Origin of the sequence: Chryseobacterium nepalense, from assembly GCF_023195755.1 — a bacterium.
In the GTDB taxonomy this organism is placed as follows: Bacteria; Bacteroidota; Bacteroidia; order Flavobacteriales; family Weeksellaceae; genus Chryseobacterium; species Chryseobacterium nepalense.
This window is the reverse complement of record NZ_CP096203.1, coordinates 2,829,166-2,846,839: the sequence shown is the minus strand read 5'-3', so window position 1 is coordinate 2,846,839 and position 17,674 is coordinate 2,829,166. Positions and strand designations below refer to the sequence as shown.

Annotated in this window: 14 protein-coding genes; 8 read left to right on the top strand and 6 right to left on the bottom strand. The window is 37.9% G+C overall.

Annotation, left to right across the window (positions count from 1 at the left end; genetic code table 11):
• Positions 1 to 10 precede the first annotated feature (10 nt).
• From M0D58_RS12620 to mfd, 6 genes are all read right to left on the bottom strand, one after another.
• The gene (locus tag M0D58_RS12620; protein WP_248389868.1) at positions 11 to 943 is read right to left on the bottom strand and encodes a hypothetical protein; all 933 of its coding nucleotides are present in this window, start codon (positions 941 to 943) and stop codon (positions 11 to 13) included.
• A 102-nt stretch (positions 944 to 1,045) separates the two neighbouring features.
• Positions 1,046 to 1,897 (bottom strand): hypothetical protein, encoded by an 852-nt coding sequence (locus M0D58_RS12615; RefSeq protein WP_248389865.1) that lies wholly within the window; start codon positions 1,895 to 1,897, stop codon positions 1,046 to 1,048.
• A gap of 129 nt (positions 1,898 to 2,026) precedes the next feature.
• The gene (locus M0D58_RS12610) at positions 2,027 to 2,770 is read right to left on the bottom strand and encodes a hypothetical protein (protein WP_248389862.1); all 744 of its coding nucleotides are present in this window, start codon (positions 2,768 to 2,770) and stop codon (positions 2,027 to 2,029) included.
• Between the two features lie 3 nt (positions 2,771 to 2,773).
• On the bottom strand, positions 2,774 to 3,586 hold the full coding sequence (locus M0D58_RS12605; RefSeq protein WP_248389858.1) for a hypothetical protein: 813 nt from the start codon (positions 3,584 to 3,586) through the stop codon (positions 2,774 to 2,776).
• An 8-nt stretch (positions 3,587 to 3,594) separates the two neighbouring features.
• Positions 3,595 to 4,410 carry a hypothetical protein gene (locus M0D58_RS12600; protein WP_248389855.1) on the bottom strand — a complete coding sequence of 272 codons (816 nt, stop codon included), beginning with the start codon at positions 4,408 to 4,410 and terminating at the stop codon, positions 3,595 to 3,597.
• 88 nt (positions 4,411 to 4,498) lie between these two features.
• A complete protein-coding gene (gene mfd, locus M0D58_RS12595; protein WP_248389852.1) occupies positions 4,499 to 7,867 on the bottom strand; it encodes a transcription-repair coupling factor in 3,369 nt (1,122 codons plus the stop codon).
• Positions 7,868 to 8,105: 238 nt separating this feature from the next.
• Between mfd and M0D58_RS12590 the strand changes: the two genes are divergently transcribed.
• The 8 genes from M0D58_RS12590 (at position 8,106) to M0D58_RS12555 (ending at position 17,637) form a co-directional block, all read left to right on the top strand.
• Positions 8,106 to 8,498 carry a hypothetical protein gene (locus M0D58_RS12590; protein WP_248389849.1) on the top strand — a complete coding sequence of 131 codons (393 nt, stop codon included), beginning with the start codon at positions 8,106 to 8,108 and terminating at the stop codon, positions 8,496 to 8,498.
• 197 nt (positions 8,499 to 8,695) lie between these two features.
• Positions 8,696 to 8,977: a hypothetical protein gene (locus M0D58_RS12585; protein WP_248389847.1), complete on the top strand. Its 282-nt coding sequence runs from the start codon at positions 8,696 to 8,698 to the stop codon at positions 8,975 to 8,977.
• A gap of 126 nt (positions 8,978 to 9,103) precedes the next feature.
• Positions 9,104 to 10,603, top strand: coding sequence for a GH3 auxin-responsive promoter family protein (locus M0D58_RS12580; protein ID WP_248389845.1), 1,500 nt, complete (start codon positions 9,104 to 9,106; stop codon positions 10,601 to 10,603).
• Between the two features lie 69 nt (positions 10,604 to 10,672).
• Positions 10,673 to 11,038 carry a hypothetical protein gene (locus M0D58_RS12575; RefSeq protein ID WP_248389843.1) on the top strand — a complete coding sequence of 122 codons (366 nt, stop codon included), beginning with the start codon at positions 10,673 to 10,675 and terminating at the stop codon, positions 11,036 to 11,038.
• A 93-nt stretch (positions 11,039 to 11,131) separates the two neighbouring features.
• The gene (locus M0D58_RS12570; protein WP_248389841.1) at positions 11,132 to 12,367 is read left to right on the top strand and encodes an MFS transporter; all 1,236 of its coding nucleotides are present in this window, start codon (positions 11,132 to 11,134) and stop codon (positions 12,365 to 12,367) included.
• A gap of 89 nt (positions 12,368 to 12,456) precedes the next feature.
• Positions 12,457 to 13,071, top strand: a complete 615-nt coding sequence (locus M0D58_RS12565; protein ID WP_248389839.1) for a hypothetical protein — start codon at positions 12,457 to 12,459, stop codon at positions 13,069 to 13,071.
• 30 nt (positions 13,072 to 13,101) lie between these two features.
• Positions 13,102 to 15,171 (top strand): T9SS type B sorting domain-containing protein, encoded by a 2,070-nt coding sequence (locus tag M0D58_RS12560; protein ID WP_248389837.1) that lies wholly within the window; start codon positions 13,102 to 13,104, stop codon positions 15,169 to 15,171.
• 75 nt (positions 15,172 to 15,246) lie between these two features.
• Positions 15,247 to 17,637 carry a T9SS type B sorting domain-containing protein gene (locus M0D58_RS12555; RefSeq protein ID WP_248389835.1) on the top strand — a complete coding sequence of 797 codons (2,391 nt, stop codon included), beginning with the start codon at positions 15,247 to 15,249 and terminating at the stop codon, positions 17,635 to 17,637.
• Positions 17,638 to 17,674: the final 37 nt, after the last annotated feature.

The following is a 17,674-nucleotide window of genomic DNA, read 5'->3' as shown; positions in this document are numbered from 1 at the left end:
AAGATTATTTTTATAGCGGTTTGTAAATGTAGTTTACGCCGTATCCTTTTCTCATATACGTTTGGGCGTCATAATTGTAATCTGTAGATACAACTACTGGTACCGGTACCGGCTGCATCAGATCAGAAACGGATTTTCTTTTAGGACTGTTTGGAGATAGGATCCAGCTTTCCATGTCATTTTGCTCAGTGGATAACAATCTGGAAATTTTATAAGCCAGTGGCAATAGCGTAAACGGATTGATCTGGGCATCATAATTGGAGTACTCATAGCCATATTTTGTGTTTACTGCACCGAATACACCTCCTGCGATAGGTCCGTAACCTCTTATTACTTTTGTTACATTATCTCCCGAATATTCATAGGTTGTTTCTGAAAAATTGCTGTACGCAAAAGGAACACCTATTGTTTCGTTTCCGGTCTGCATAACAATCTTGGCAAGTTTTGATGTTGTAGAATTGTATGTAAGATTATAAAGTGTTTTTGATTTTCTAAGAATCGTCCAAGGTCCCGGAGTTGTTGATGGCGGAACCGGGGCTGTTCTGTTGTATACGGAACGTGTCTCGGAAATAATTTCTAATCTTCCCGTATTGCCATAAGTGAACTGTTGTTCGTATGAGGTACTGTCTGCATCAGGTGTACCGTTATTATCAGCATCCAGAAAACCTTTGAAGGTTACCCTGCTTATCTTATCCCCACTATACTGTACATCTGTTACTGAAGCCTTTCTCGTATCCACTCTGGACACCTGGAGGCCATTATAATGATAGGTTGCCAGTGTATCAGCATCAGTGATTTCTCTGTAAAGTGCACGTGCACCGATAAGTCCGGTATTATTGTTAATATCCAGCAAAGGATTTCCGTCTTCATCCGATAAATCTTTACAAGAATGAACTGCAGAAATACCTACTAAAAGCAAAACAAAATAAAAAAGTCTTTTCATTCCAAGGTGGGATTATTTATTTTTCCACAAATATAGTTTTTTTTTGAATAAAAATCATGTTTTTATTCCTTTTCAAACAAAACTAATAAAGATAAAATGTAGTTATAAAGGCTTATACACATATTTAACAATCTGTCCGGGATCTGAAACCGGATAATTTTGAGCATCATACAGATAAGATTTCGGCACGCTGGTCTGCGGCGCACCCGAGCTTATTAAAGTGATCTTTCCCGTATTATTAGATGACAATGCATTAAAATTAATCGGGAATAAAGTACCCGTAACCATAAAATATTCTTTCGGTAGAGTGGTATAAGGATTTATTTTGTTATCATAATTATCATATGCATATGACATGGTAGTTGAGGTTGAAGGATCCGGATTTCCACCATTCATGAGCATTGTTGTATAATCAAGCTTTGCCACGTTACCTGCAGCGAAGGTAAACTTATTTTCCACGTAATGGGTATAAGTGGCACTGCCTCCCATTTTTTTCTTCTCTACAATTCTGTATAACTGTCCGTTTGCATCATAATAGACGGTGAAATCACTGTGGTTTGCGGAAGAAACCAACGTTTGGTCCATTGTTATTTCAGACAATTTTCCTCCGGTGTATGAGAGCGTATAGAGATGATTAATAACATGAGGATTTACATTATCCAGATATTTGATTTTTGAAATCTTGTCGCCGGAATAGGTAACCGTAGCGGTAATGGTATTGTTGCTTCCCGCATCTCTGATCAGCGCCTGAGAAAGAACTCCTGCATTCGTAATATACTCTTCCTGGTCAATATTTCCGTTTGTGATTTTACTCAAAATCCTTGGGCCTGTAATGGTTGTTCCACCCGAATTATTATTATTTTGGTTAGGAGGATCTTCTGTAGTGTTATCACAGGAAACAGAAAAACTTAATGCCAAAAGAGCAAGAGATGAAATGAAGTATTTCTTTATCATACGTTATTAATTTTTAAGCTCTCAAATATAATTGAATTTCTTTGATCGGAAAACTAAATTTCGAGATAAATATTAAAGCAAAAATCTAAAAAAGCTGTTTTCTTTAGATTTAATTACATTTCATACCATCTAATAAGGCTGCAATACTGAAGTTGTAAATACAGATTGTGCCATTGCAGCATTAAGAAAAGAAGTATTAACAGGAAAGCCTATTCCCAACGTTCCTGAATTTATATTCCTTTTAGTACACGCTACTTTTACAGAATAATTGTTTTTAGGAACAATATCAGTAAGTGTTGCATTCAGGTTGAAAATTTTGTAAGTCCCATCCGTACCCAGTACGACATCTGTTCTTACAGCCTTTAGTTTATCATCCAGAAAAACACCACATGCAAATCCTGATGAAGAATTGCCATTTCCTGTTTTTTGTGCAGTTGTCTGAAATGAAAATACGACTTTGTTAGTAGGTTTACTGATTGAAAAAGTATCCTGCGTTCCGGATAGTACGGTCCAGGTATTATCAATTACAGAGTCTTCCGTATATGGAGTGGTAGCGCCGTTGGATCCGTTAAACGTTGCCCCGGACTGATCTATTAAAGTATTGATGAAGAAAATAGACATGCTGCCTTGTCCGTCAGCAATTTTTATATTTTTCCAGTCGTTTACCGTAAGATCGGAACTATTATGAAAAATCATCCCCGCTGTGCCTGCGTTTCCCTTTACAGTATTTGTTCCTCCTGTTCTCAGCTCATTTCGTACGTTAAGATCTCCGTTAATATCCAGGGTACCCACCGGAGTAGCCATATTTATACCCACCTGGGCATATGAGCCAACCGAAGATAGTGAAATTATGATGATAAATATTTTCTTCATGATTTAGTTTGTTACTGGGTTAAATACTTCAGGAACTTCATAAGCGTCCACTTTAAGGGATGACTGGGCAATAAAGCTGTCAATATTGGAGGCTACATTAATTCCTATACCAAGTGTTGCCGTAGAATTATATGATTTTAATCTAGCACAGGCTACGCTTACCGTATGATTACCTTTTGAAAGATTTTCTGAGATACCTATCTGATTGTGAGTGATAAATGTATTGGTTCCGGAGCTTGCCTTAATATTTCTTTGTCTTAAATTGACCAGTTTATCATCAACAAAAATTCCGCATGCATAATCTATGGAGATATCCGGATTGCCATTGGAAGGGAAATCTGCCTGCACCACAGTTTCAAACTGAAAATACATTTTGCTTGTAGCACTATATAAAGTAAACGGCTGAGATAATGATGAAATTTTTCTGAACAAGTTTAATGTACTGATGTTTACATTTTTTACAAAGGTAGTCGATATTGTTGCAGCATTGGAAGATTCTTCCGAAGAGGTGAATTTTACGCCTGTCCTGTCTGAAAATGAGCTGCTGAAAATGAGATAAAACTTATTCTGTTCATAGTCAGGAATACGTAAAGTTTTCCAGATGGGAGGATACCCTTCACCCTGAGAAACAAGTACCTGATCATTGATCCCGGTAGTGATCTGGTTATTGGTGGTATTCAATACAGATAATTTTCCTCTTAGATTCACATCTCCGTTTACATCAAGAACAGATTTGGGAGATCTTGTATTGATCCCCACCTGAGCACAAAGATAAATTTGGGTTACTGATAACAAGATTATTAATAGTTTTTTCATAATTATATTTAGTAAGTTACAAATTCAATGATATCTAATTTAAATACAGATTCTAAAGTAAATGCATTGGAAATTGTATTGCTATTAGAAATATTCCTACCTATTGTGAATTCAGTAGTCAGACTGGAAGAATCTATCTTACGACAGGCTATTTCTATTTTCTGATTACCTGCAGGAATATTCTGTTCCGTGTAATTAAGTGTGAAAATATAATCCTGAAGCCCTTGCTTGGTGCTATTATTATTGGAAGAAATTTTATCGGGTCTTACTGCTACAAGCTTTCCGTTTCTGAAAACAGCACATGTAAAAGTAATATTTTGCGAAGTTGTTGCAGCCGGCGCTTTCATTTCAACGCCTGTCTGAAATTGGTAATTCAGCTTATTTTTACTGTTTTTAATGACAAAGTTGTTTTCCAGACCTGTAATTTTTACCCATTTTCCTTTAGTAATATCTGTAATATCATCTCCTATATTGCTTTGATATATTCCATCAGCAGCAACATTGGCAGAAAGACTTGTTATACCAACCTGATCTGTAGACAAATATGAATTAATTAACTTATACTGTCCTTCTTCCACAAAAGACACGTTCAAAGACTTCCAGACTGGAGGCAGACCCTCGCCCTGAGAAACCAAAACCTGGCCATTAAGCCCGGCGCTACCCACTTGACTGGCAGTGCCTCCAACTCTGAGTTCTTTCCTTAAGGAAGCTGTTCCATTAACATCCAGCACAGCATTTGGATTTTGTGTTTTTATTCCAACCTGTGCGTTAAGCGTCACATAAAAAAACAACCCGGCTATACATTTGTGTTTATTTTTTTTCATGGATACAAATATAAAAAAAATTCACACCGAGTTGATATACTTTAAAAAAAATAAAAAAACAAACTGTCTAAAATATGATATTAAAGAATTAACCTGCCTTAAGCATTGATTTTAAAAGAGAATTTACCTCATCAACATTCCTTACTTTATCCTTCCGCATCATCAGTTGGTTGCCTTCTTTACCGGTTTTTTCTTTAAGCTGTGCTTCTGCCGGGTTTTGGGTAAGATAACTGATGATATGTCTGAATTTGTCTGTCTGATAAAATTTATCCTGTGGGTTACCCGGGAAATACCCCAGAAATACACCGTTCTTCATAACAATTTTCTCAAATCCGATTTCCGATGCCAGCCATTTTAAACTGACACTTTTAAGCAAATTCTTTGCTTCCTCGGGCAGATTTCCAAAACGGTCTTTCAATTCAGATTCAAATTTCTCGAGGTTTTTTTCGTTATCAATATCAGCAAGCTTCTGGTAGAGTAATAATCTTTCTTCCGTATTGGAGATATACGAATCCGGCAGCATCAGCTCAAGATCCGTATCAATATTAATATCTTTTGTTGTTTTAAAGAGCTTATTTCTTTCCTCCTCATTTTCAAATAAATTTTCAAATTCCTGGTCATCTTTCAGCTCCTCCAGTGCTTCCTGCATTAATTTCTGATAGGTCTCAAATCCCATTTCATTAATAAATCCACTTTGTTCAGCTCCCAATAGATCTCCTGCACCACGGATTTCAAGATCTTTCATAGCAATCTGGAAACCACTTCCCAAATCAGAAAACTGTTCGATGGCCTCCAGCCTTTTCCTGGCATCAGAGGTCATCATATCATAAGGCGGTGTAATGAGATAACAGAATGCTTTTCTGTTGCTTCGTCCTACCCTCCCTCTCATCTGATGCAAATCTGCCATTCCGAAACGTTGTGCATCATTAATGAAAATAGTATTGGCATTAGGAACATCCACTCCACTTTCAACAATCGTCGTAGAAACCAGCACATCATATTTTCCTTCCATAAAATCAAGGACATTTTTCTCCAGCTGCTTCCCTTCCATCTGCCCATGTCCCGTAATAACCTTTGCATCCGGTACCAGACGCTGTATTAATCCCGCAATTTCTTTCAGGTTTTCAACTCTGTTGTTGATAAAATATACCTGGCCGTCACGCTGGAGCTCATAGGAAACAGCATCCCGGATTATTTCTTCATTAAAGCCTACCAATTGTGTTTCCACAGGTTGTCTGTTCGGCGGTGGAGTCTTGATTACCGAAAGGTCTCTTGCAGCCATTAATGAAAACTGTAATGTTCTCGGAATAGGTGTAGCCGTAAGCGTGAGCGTATCAACATTGCTTTTAAGCGTTTTTAATTTATCTTTTACGGAAACTCCGAATTTATGTTCTTCATCGATAATCAGCAATCCCAGATCTTTAAACTTCACGGAACTGCCCGCCAGCTGATGCGTTCCGATAACAATATCAACCTTACCGTTTTTAAGTGCTTCCAGAGTTTCAGATTTTTGCTTGGCCGTTCTGAAACGGTTGATATATGATACATTTACCGGAAAATCTTTAAGTCTTTCTTTAAAACTCCTGTAATGCTGAAAAGCCAGAATTGTGGTAGGAACCAATACGGCAACCTGCTTTCCATCTGTTGCCGCTTTAAATGCAGCCCTGATCGCTACCTCCGTTTTCCCGAAACCTACATCCCCGCAAACCAGCCTGTCCATTACCATATCTGCCTCCATATCTTTTTTCACATCAATGGTTGCTTTCTCCTGATCCGGAGTATCTTCATAAATAAAGCTCGCTTCCAGCTCGTTCTGCAGATAAGAATCCGGAGTGTAGGCAAAACCTTTGGCTGTCTTTCTTTGAGCATAGAGTTTTATAAGATCAAAAGCAATTTGTTTTACTTTCGCTTTTGTTTTCTGTTTTAAAGATTTCCAGGTTGGTGATCCGAGCTTACTCAAAACCACTTCACGTCCTTCAGGACCATTGTATTTTGAAATTTTATGAAGTGAATGAATGCTTACATACAAGAGATCCCCGTTTTTATAGGTAAGTTTAAAACATTCCTGAATTTTACCGTCATTATTTACCTTTACCAACCCCATAAACTTTCCGATTCCGTGGTCGATATGGGCAATATAATCTCCTATTTTCAGAGACATTAAATCTTTTAAGGTAAGCTGTTCCGATTTTGCAAATGTATTTTTTGCCTTATAGCGCTGATATCGGTCGAAGATCTGATGATCTGTATATACAAGCAATTTATGGTTATGATCTACAAATCCTTCATGAAGTTCAGATTTAAAACTTTTAAAAGGAAGCTCATGCTCCAGTTCTTCAAATATAGATTCAAGCCTTTCTTTCTGCTTTTCTCCCGTAAATGAAATCCAGGTATCAAAACCGTTACTCTGTTTTTCTTCAAGATCTTCTATCAGCAGTTCAAAATTTTTATGAAACGACGGCTGTGGAATCTGATCTATTTTGATCTCCTCCAGATCAATAAGACCTTCAATAGAAACGCTTCCGAAATCTACCGTGGTAAATTTTTTGTAATCGAATAAAAATTCCTGATCGGAGATAAAAAGTTCCTGAGGCGCTCTGTGGGCAATATCCTTACTTAAAGTATCATATTTTTCCAACGCTTTCTCATAGAACGTTTTAAGCTTCTGCATTCCGATAATCCCGTTTTTGGAAACCACCATACTTTCCTTTGGCAAGAGCTGAAGAAGAGAAACCCGGCTTCCGGTTACCGTAAAATTCATATTGGAAACCAACTGGAAATCCTCAACCTTATCTACAGAAAGCTGTGTTTCGATATCGAACGTTTTGATGCCTTCAATTTCATTCCCGAAAAAAGTAATACGGTAAGGCTTTTCATTAGAGAAAGAGAAAACATCTACAATCCCTCCTCTTACAGAAAACTCTCCCGGTTCAGAAACAAAATCGGTCTGTTGGAAATTATAATGGTTCAGAAGTTCATCCACAAAATCAAAATCAAGCTGATCGCCCACTTTTATATGATGGGAAATGGCTTTAAAATCCTCCTTTTTAAGCACCTTTTCCGAAAGCGCACCAGCGTAGGCCACAATTACTTTCGGAGATTTCCCCGATGTAATTTTATTAATAGCTTCTGTTCTTAAAACAAGATTTGCATTTTGGGTTTTCTCCACCTGATAAGGCTCAAGATGAGTTGCTGGAAAATACAGCACTTTATCTTTTCCCAGAAGGTCTTCCATCTCCGTATTGACATACAGTGCGTCTTCTTTATCATCAACGATATAAAGAACAGTCTTTTTACGGGTGAGAAAAAGTTCGGCCACAACTATAGAAACGGCTGATCCTGCACTGCCTTTTACGGATATATGTTGATGGTTTTCCAGGTGAATGAAAATTTCTTTCCCAAATTCCTTCTGAAGGAGATCCGGAAGGAATTTTTCGTTAATGGTTTTTAATTGCATAAAAAATGGTATAAACGACAAAAGCGATTTCGGGAGTTTTCCGAAACCGTTTGATCTTTACAAAGATACAACTTAATTTCCATTCCAGAATCACGCCAATTCTTCGTAAACAAAGTGTTTAAAGATAAAAATCTTAATTTTTTATTAAAATCTCAAACAAAAAGTTAAAATGAACAATCATTTTCCAAATGGCACATTGTTTGGAAATTCAAGACTACCAAAATTAAAGAATATTATTATGAAAAAAACAATCAAAATTTTAGGAATGTTCGTGTTATTATTTTTTGTAGTCACGACAATTACATCATGCAGCGACGACGACGATCCTGCCAACAATGATTTTTTTGCAGGAACTTACAGAGGTAGCGTAGGCTATACAGATGGAGACAACAACATCAGCTCGAATGACGGGAGTGTATTCGTAACAAAAATTGCAAGCGGAACCAAATACAACTTCGCTTTCTCAAACGGAATTCCTGATCTTAACGGAGTAGAATTTAACCAACAGGGCGATAATACTCTGGTAATGGTAGGATCTACAGCGACATCTTACATCAGAATTGATAATAATGAACTAAAAATATTATATTTAAAGGACGGAAAATCGTGGACGGCTAACTGTACCCGATAACCAACTTTTCATACATTATGTTAGAGCCTGCTTTTCTTTATTAAGGAAAGCAGGTTTTGTATTCTAAAAGACTTCTCTGAAAGGATGTTTAATGTTTTTTTAAGCTGTGATAAACTTTAGTTAAGGTTCTGAAATTGAGTTTTTTCAGTAAAAATTTTATATACCTTTGATTCAAGAAACAAGAAAAAAAAGTTCTTATGAAAAAATTCTTATCCGCAATGTCAATCGCACTTGGACTTGGCCTTGCAACCGCTCAGCAAACTGCTCCGGCAACTGCCGCCAATAATCACCAGCCAGCAAAAACAGCACAGGCTTCAAAGCCGGCCAAATCTGCAGCAACGGCTACACCAGCCAAAGCTGAAGCAGCTCCGGCAGCTGCGAAAATGAAAAAGGACGGAACACCGGACAAACGTTATAAGGAAAACAAAAAAATGAAAAAAGACGGTACCCCGGATAAGAGGTACAAAGAAAACAAGTAATACTCAACAATAGTTGTTATTTTCATAATCAAATTTCGAGAACCGATGACCACTCATTCATCGGTTTTTTGTTGGATATTGCTCATAAAGTTTCAAAGATTCTTCAGTTATTTATAAATTTGAAGAATGATAAACTTTCTTAAGAAAAATATCGCATTGCTTTGGGCAAAAAAACATGTGCGCAAAGCTGAAGAATTCAAAAAAAATGCTGAACAAAACCAGGAGAAATTATTACTTTCCCTTGTGGATACTGCTAAAAAAACGCTTTTCGGAAGAGAACATGATTTTGAAAACATCAGATCCGTTAAAAATTTCCAGGATAAGGTGAAAATTTCGGATTACGAAGACCTAAAACCTTATATTGAAAGGGTAAAAAAAGGACAGGCAAACATCCTTTGGACTGATGTTCCGGAATATTTTGCAAAAACTTCAGGAACAACTTCAGGCTCAAAGTATATTCCTATTTCCAAGGAAGGAATGCCATTTCAGGTGAAAGCTGCCCAAAGCGCTCTTTTTCATTACATTGCTAAAAAAAACAATGCCGATTTTGTAAACGGCAAAATGATCTTTCTTCAGGGGAGTCCTGAACTTGAAGAAGTGTTCGGGATTAAAACCGGCCGTCTTTCAGGAATTGTAGCCCATCATATTCCCAAATACCTTCAAAAAAACAGGCTTCCGAGCTGGGAAACCAATATCATGGAAGACTGGGAGGCCAAGGTTGACAAGATTGTAGAAGAAACGGAGAAAGAAAATATGACTCTCATTTCCGGGATTCCGCCATGGCTGATTATGTATTTTGAAAAGCTAGTGGAAAGACATAGCAAAAAAATCAAACAGATATTCCCAAATCTTCAACTGATTGTGACAGGAGGCGTAAATTATGAGCCTTATCGCGACAAAATGGAAGAACTTCTCGGAGGAAAGGTAGATATCGTACAGACATTTCCGGCATCTGAAGGTTTTTTTGCCTTTCAGGATGACCATACAAAAGAAGGACTGTTGCTTTTAACCAACCACGGAATATTCTACGAATTTGTTCCTTTGGAAGAATATGGCAAGCCTGATGCGAGAAGATTAACTTTAAAAGATATTGAGCTTAACAAAGACTATGCTTTGATTTTAACTACGAATTCAGGATTATGGGCGTATTCTATCGGCGATGTAGTGAGATTTACCGGTAAAAATCCACACCGGATACAGGTAAGCGGCAGGACGAAACATTTTACGTCTGCCTTTGGCGAACACGTTATTGCGTTTGAAATAGAGGAAGCAATGAAAGCAGCCATAGAGAATTGCCCTGCACAGATTACCGAATTCCATCTTGCCCCGCAGGTGAATCCTGAACATGGCCTTCCCTATCATGAATGGTTTATTGAATTTGAAAAACAACCTGAAAATCTTGAGCTGTTCCGGGATGAACTGGACAATCAGCTTAGAAAACGCAATACTTATTATGATGATCTTATTTCAGGAAATATTCTTCAGAAACTTTATATTACGGTTTTAAAGAAAAACGCTTTTCAGGAATATGCAAAATCACAGGGAAAACTGGGCGGACAAAACAAAATCCCCCGACTTGCCAATGACAGAAAAATTGCAGATTTATTGAAAATATATAAACTTTAAGCACATTTTTTCAATTCCGGAAACATATATTCGAAAAAAATTATAAATTTGGAAAACTAAAAAATAATAATGAAAGCATCTGTACTTTTAAAATCATCTTTATTAACGTCGTTATTTGTAATTTCATCTTGTGCAACCACAAAATATAGTATGGATACTGCTAAAAATGATTATTCCAATCTGGAGGCAGGAAGAACGTATACTGTAATGATGAGAGACGGTTCAGAAAATCAAAAAATATTATTCCGTAATGTAGATGGAGATAATATCATTGGGACTGCCGGCAAAAAAGACAGTACAGTTGTAACAATACCGAAGGCCAATGTTGCTGCCGTGAAAGACAGCAGAAAAGCAAAAACGGTAATAGGAGCTTCAATCATCGGAGCCGCTGGCGTTGCAGCCTTAGTGATCAGTGCATCACGTGCAGACAACTAAATAGATTTTATCTTTTAGGAGTCATTCAATTTTTCATTTAAAAATTTACCATATACATAGCCTTAAATCCATATTTGAGGCTATTTTTGTGGAATGATTTCTTTGACCCCGCTACAGACATTAAAAAATGTCGAGTTCAGAAACCTTCTTACGGGAAGATTTTTTATAGTTCTAGCATTCAGAATGCTCGCCACTTTATTGGGATGGTGGGTGTACCAATTAACAAAAGATCCGTTTTCAATAGGCCTCATCGGTTTCTCAGAGGTAATTCCGGCAGTAAGCTGTGCACTCTATGCCGGCCATGTGATTGATATGAACGAAAAGAAAAGATTATTACTGATTTGCAATTATGCTTATATTTTTTTAATCGGACTGCTGCTAATTCCCGCTTTTTTTAATGTAGAAATGCATTTTACGGGACATCAGATTACTTATTTTATCTATGGTGTAATTTTTTTCACCGGTATTGCAAGAGCTTTCATAGGACCTATCGTCCCCTCTATGATTCCTAAAATTGTAAAAAAAGACAACCTCCCGAATGCGGTTACTTTAAATCAGGCAACATTCCTCATTTCCTCTGTTTGCGGTCATGCAGCAGGCGGATTTCTCATTGGCTATTTTGGAGTAAAATGGACTCTTGTTGTAATTATTTCACTCATCTTTTTGGCATCATTATTTTTTTTCCAGCTAAATAAACAACATTCCGAATACAAAAAAGAGAATATTAACGTTATAGAAAGTATGAAAGAAGGAATTTCTTATATATTAAAAACAAAAGAAATTCTTGGTGCTCTTTGTCTTGATATGTTTGCCGTACTCTTTGGTGGTGCCGTTGCCATGATACCGGTGTACGCTACCGATATACTTAAAGTTGGTGCTGAAGGATTCGGATTGCTGAATGCAGCTTCAGACATTGGTTCTATGTGCATCATTACCATTTTGTCCGTAGTTCCGCTGCGAAAAAATCAGGGTAAAATCCTGCTGGCGGTGGTTACAGGGTTCGGACTTTGCATTATCGGTTTCGGATTGTCACGATTATACTGGCTTTCCTTTCTGTTTTTAATGATGAGCGGAATGCTGGATGGCATCTCTGTTGTGATCAGAGGAACCATTGTACAATTGAAAACCCCGGATAATATAAGAGGAAGAGTGCTTAGTGTGAATTCAATATTCATCATGTCAAGTAATGAAATGGGGCAATTTGAAAGTGGGCTGATGGCTAAATTGCTAGGAGTTGTACGCTCTGTGGTGTTCGGCGGAACAATGACTGTTTTAATTGCACTAGTCGTAGGAACCACCAATAAAAAATTGAGAAAAATGCAATATTAAGACAATAAAGATCAATTTATTAAATTAATTTTAAAAACTTTAATTTAAATTTAATAATTTTTTATATTTGTGATATAAAATTCCCTTACATGAAAAAAACTCTACTTATTTGTTTTTTGGTAATTGGTTTTTGCCTAAATGCTCAGAACTATACCGAAAAAGACTTCAAACAAACTGTTTCGCAGGTAAATAATGCTAAAACAGAAAACGACTTCGACAATGCTTTTCAAAAGCTTTCCAGGTACACTTCTACAAAACCTACGGAAAAATGGGAAGCGTATTATTATGCGGCAGTAGCCATGTATATGAAAGCAGAACTGCAGCTTAAAAAAACGCCATCCCAGGATGTTTCTGAAATCAATGCACTTGCCAGAAAATATGGAAAAGCAGCTTATTCAGACAACAAGCAGAACAATGCAGAAGCAGACATACTGCTAGGTTTGATCGCGCTTCAAAGATCTCAGATCAGCGGAACAGATGCTAAAAAAGATCTGGAAGCGGCTTCGCAATTCATTGCAAAAGCTGAACCCAATGCACAGAACAATCCCAGACTGGCTATATTGAAAGCCAAATTTCAGGAAAGATCCGGCAATAAAGGAAATGCCGAAAAACAATTTCAGAACGCATTGAAAGCATTTGAAAATAAAAATGCTTCTACCGGCTCAGCAACATGGGGCAGAATACTGATTCCATCTATGAATTAATCTAGCATTGCAAACTTTAAAACAACTAAAATGAAAAAAGCTCTATATATTTTTTTAATTTTAATTTCCCAGACCATTTTCGCACAATCCAGTTCAGATTGCGGCGGAAACGTACAGGTTTGCGGAAATACACCTATTTCTTTTACACCAACAGGTCCTGGTAGCGTAATGGAAACCCTTGGAGGATGTTTAGGCACTGAACACTTCTCCATTTGGTACACTTTTACCATTGCGACATCAGGTACATTAACGTTTGTTATCAACCCGAATAATTTCAGTGATGATTATGACTGGGCTGTATATGGGCCTAATGTTACTTGTGGAAATTTAGGAGGACCTATCAGATGTAATTATTCTGCTGACGATGGCCCAACAGGACTTAACACAACCGCAACCAATACCTCTTCAGGCGCAGGAGGCTCTGCATTCTGTTCCAGCATGAACGTAGTAGCAGGACAAACCTATTATCTCCTTGTAGATAACTTCTCATCGAGCGCTAATGGTTTCGTATTGTCATGGGGAGGTACTGCTACACTGGTCTCACCTTTCAACAGTGCATTCCAGCCATATCCTTTCATGGAGCCGGGAACTCCAGGACCTACACCAAACTCTCCAAGAGAAGTTGTAGTATGTTCAAATCCTGCTGTTTTTGATTTTACAACGCTTTCAGCCGGTATTGTAAACAATAACCCGAACTTTAATGTATCATATTATTATAATCAAAATGATGCGATCTCGGGAAACAACCCTATTACGACACCTATTACCGTAAATACTACCAGTACCTATTTCTATGCAATTACCTATTCGGTTCCGGGGGCTCCGGCTACCGCTATTAACAGATGTAGAATTCCGGGTAGTTTCAAATTCATACAAAAAGCCATTACCGGGACCAATGTAACGCTAACGAAGTGTAACAATAATAACCAAGGGACTGCTGTTTTTGATCTTACGACGGCTAACGTAAATGCCGATCCTACGGTAACCCGAAAATATTACCCGACATTAGCGGATCTTAATGCCGGAACCAACGAAATCACAAACCCTTATCAATATGTTTCCGCTGGTGGTAGCGTGTATGTATTGCTCACTTCACCATTTGACTGTAAAGCAACTGCAATAATTACATTAGCATTCTTCCCGGTAGTAACGGTAACAGAAGCAACGCTTAGATCTTGTTTCATCGAAACAAATCCTGCTACGGCTTCATTCGATCTTACAGTAGCACCAGTTACGACACAAACAGGAGTTAAAACGTATTATCCGTCAATGGCTGATGCAGTAGCAGGAACCAATCAGATTGCCAACCCAAGCACCTATATCTCTCCGAACGGCGTGGTATTTATAAAAGTAACGGATGGAAACGGATGTTACGGAGTCGCTAAAGTAAATCTTGTTGTTTTACCACCGGTATATTCAAATACGCTGGATGATAAGATCATTTGTATAGAAGATACAACAACGCTGGATGCAGGACCAGGATTTACAGGATATAAATGGAGCACAGGTGCTACAACACAGACCATTAATAACGTAACTGTAGGTACTTATTGGGTAGAACTGAAAACAGGAGACTGTATTACAAGACAAACCGTAAAAGTATATCCTTCTGATCAGCCTGTCATTTCCGGTATTGATATTGCCAATAATAGCGTTACTGTGAATGTTGTAGGTGGAACCGCACCTTACAAATATTCTCTTGACGGAATCAACTGGCAGGATTCTAACATTTTTACAAATGTTCCAAGAGGTGACAATTCAATATATGTAAAAGACGGATATGACTGCGATCCTATTACAGTTACTGTAGTTGTTCCGAATCTCGTAAATGTTATTACTCCTAACGGAGACGGTGTGAATGACGTAATTGATTATTCCGCATTGGCAAGTAAGCAAAATCTAATACTAAGTATTTTTGACAGATACGGTGTAAAAGTAGGACAAGCCGATAAATTCAACGGATACAAATGGGACGGAACCACAGGTGGCAAGAAAGTACCTACCGGAACTTATTGGTACACCGTAACATGGAATGAAAATGACAAGAAAAATACGCCATTCAAATTCTCCGGATGGGTGATGGTGAAAAATAGAGAATAAAGTAATAAAGAAAACCGCTTTCTTAAGCGGTTTTTTTCACATGTAAAAAATAATAAATTATAAAAATCATTTCTAATGAAGAAAGTACTATTGCTGACTGTTTTATTTTTCTCACAATTATTTTTTTCACAGTCGGATTGTATTACTGCTATTCCGGTATGTGGAAATTCAAATATTTCCTATGATCCTACGGGCCCCGGAACAGTTACTGATATCCCCAATCCTGCACCGGACTGGCTATGCCTAAAAGGTGGAGAACACTACTCTGTATGGTACAGCTTTACGGTAGCAACTTCGGGTACATTAACTTTCGAAATAACACCCAATGTAGATTTAACCCTTCCTGCTACCGCACCGGGAAACTCAGCCGATTATGACTGGGCAGTATGGGGACCAAGCCCTACATGCGGAAACTTAGGAACGCCCGTAACCTGTAATTATGCAGGAATGACAGGAACCTGGCCAAACCCAACCGGGCTATCCGCCAACCCGCCAAATGCACCGAATGCAGGATACAATCCACCTATGAATGTAACTGCCGGCCAAACTTATGTTTTATTGGTAGATAACTTCAGTCATAATTCTTTAGGATTTTCTTTAACCTGGGGAGGAACTGCAACCCTTACTTCTGCATTTACAGACCCTGCATTAACACCGAATCCATTTATTGCACCAGGTTCTCCGGCTGCAAACCCTGCAGATCCGAATGAAATTTTAAAGTGTGCTCTGCCTACCATGTTTGATTTCAGTACTCTATCTACAGGAATTATCAACGGTAACCCGAACTTTACGGTATCTTACCATTTAACAAGCAATGATGCCATCACGGGAAATGCGCCAATTACGACGCCTATTATGGTGAATGCAACAACCATCTATTATTACAGATTAAAATATACCGATCCTGCCAACCCGAACAATCCTATAAACGGATGTTTCCAAGTTGGTAAATTCAAATTCAGATCAGGTAATATTGTAGTACAGGACGCAACAATATCTTCATGTAATTTCGATAATACCGGTATCGGGTACTTCGATTTAAATTCTGCGAATGTCTACAACCCTACCAACGTTACTAAAAAGTATTATCCTACCATGGCCGATCTGAACGCAGGAACCAATGAGATTACCAATCCTTCTTCCTATGCGTCTGCCGCTCCGAAAACAGTATTCGTAAAAGTTACAACTTCAGAAGGATGTGTAGGAACAGCCCAGATAACACTGCAGTTCTTACCTGCTCTTGATGTAGTTCCTACTACTGTAAAGGCTTGTAATAACAATAATGCAGGAACCGGAGTTTTTAATTTGACGACTGCAAATTCTTATCCGACTTCAACGAATGTAACCAAAAAATACTACCCTACCCTTGCGGACCTGAATGCAGGAACCAATGAAATTACAACCCCTTCTGCATATACCTCTGTTGCTCCAAAAACAGTATACGTAAAAGTAAGAACGCCGCAGGGATGTACAGGATACAACCAGATTACTTTACAGTTCAATCCTGTTGTTGTAGTAAATGATGCCTCTATTGAAGAATGCTATATAGCTACAAATGTAACAACAGCTTCGTTTGATTTGACACAAACAGTAGTAACGTCTCAGACAGGAACTTCCAAAAAATATTTTAAAACAGAAGCCGATGCTGTAGCAGGAACAAATGAAATATTAAATCCCGCAGCTTACATTGCAACAACAAGTGTGGTATATGTGAGAGTAATTAATGACACGAATTGTTATGCTATTGCAAAAATTAACCTGAAAGTTTTACCTCCGGTAACATCTTCCATTCTTAAAGATAAGATCATCTGTATAGAAGATAAAACCACTTTAGATGCAGGTCCTGGATTTGACGCTTACGAATGGAGCACAGGTGCTACCACACAATCTATTTCCAATGTGTCTGCAGGTGTTTACTGGGTTAAATTAAAAACAGGAAAATGCTGGACATTACAGCCAGTAAAAGTTAGCGCTTCCGTACAACCGGTTATTACCAATATTGAGATCACAAACGATTCTTTTACCGTAACCGTAAACGGAGGAAAAGGTCCTTACCAATACTCACTTGACGGTACGAACTGGCAGGATTCAAACGTATTCTCCGGGCTTCCGAGAGGCGAAAATACAGTATATGTGAAAGATTCTTATGATTGTAACCCTATCAGCGTTCAGGTAACGGTTCCTAATCTGATCAATGCCATTACGCCAAACGGGGACAACAAAAATGATTATATAGATTATTCAGCACTGTCATATAAGAAAAATGTTGTTTTCACCGTGTATGACAGATACGGAAACATGCTGTACCGTGCCGATAAAATCAGGAACTATACCTGGGACGGAACTTCCAATGGCAAGAAAATCGTAACCGGTACATACTGGTATACCATAACGTGGACTGAAAATGATAAAAACAATACCGAAACCAAATACAGCGGCTGGGTATTGGTAAAAAACATCGATTAATCAACCCGTTAATTTTCAAATATTTAAATCACCTCTT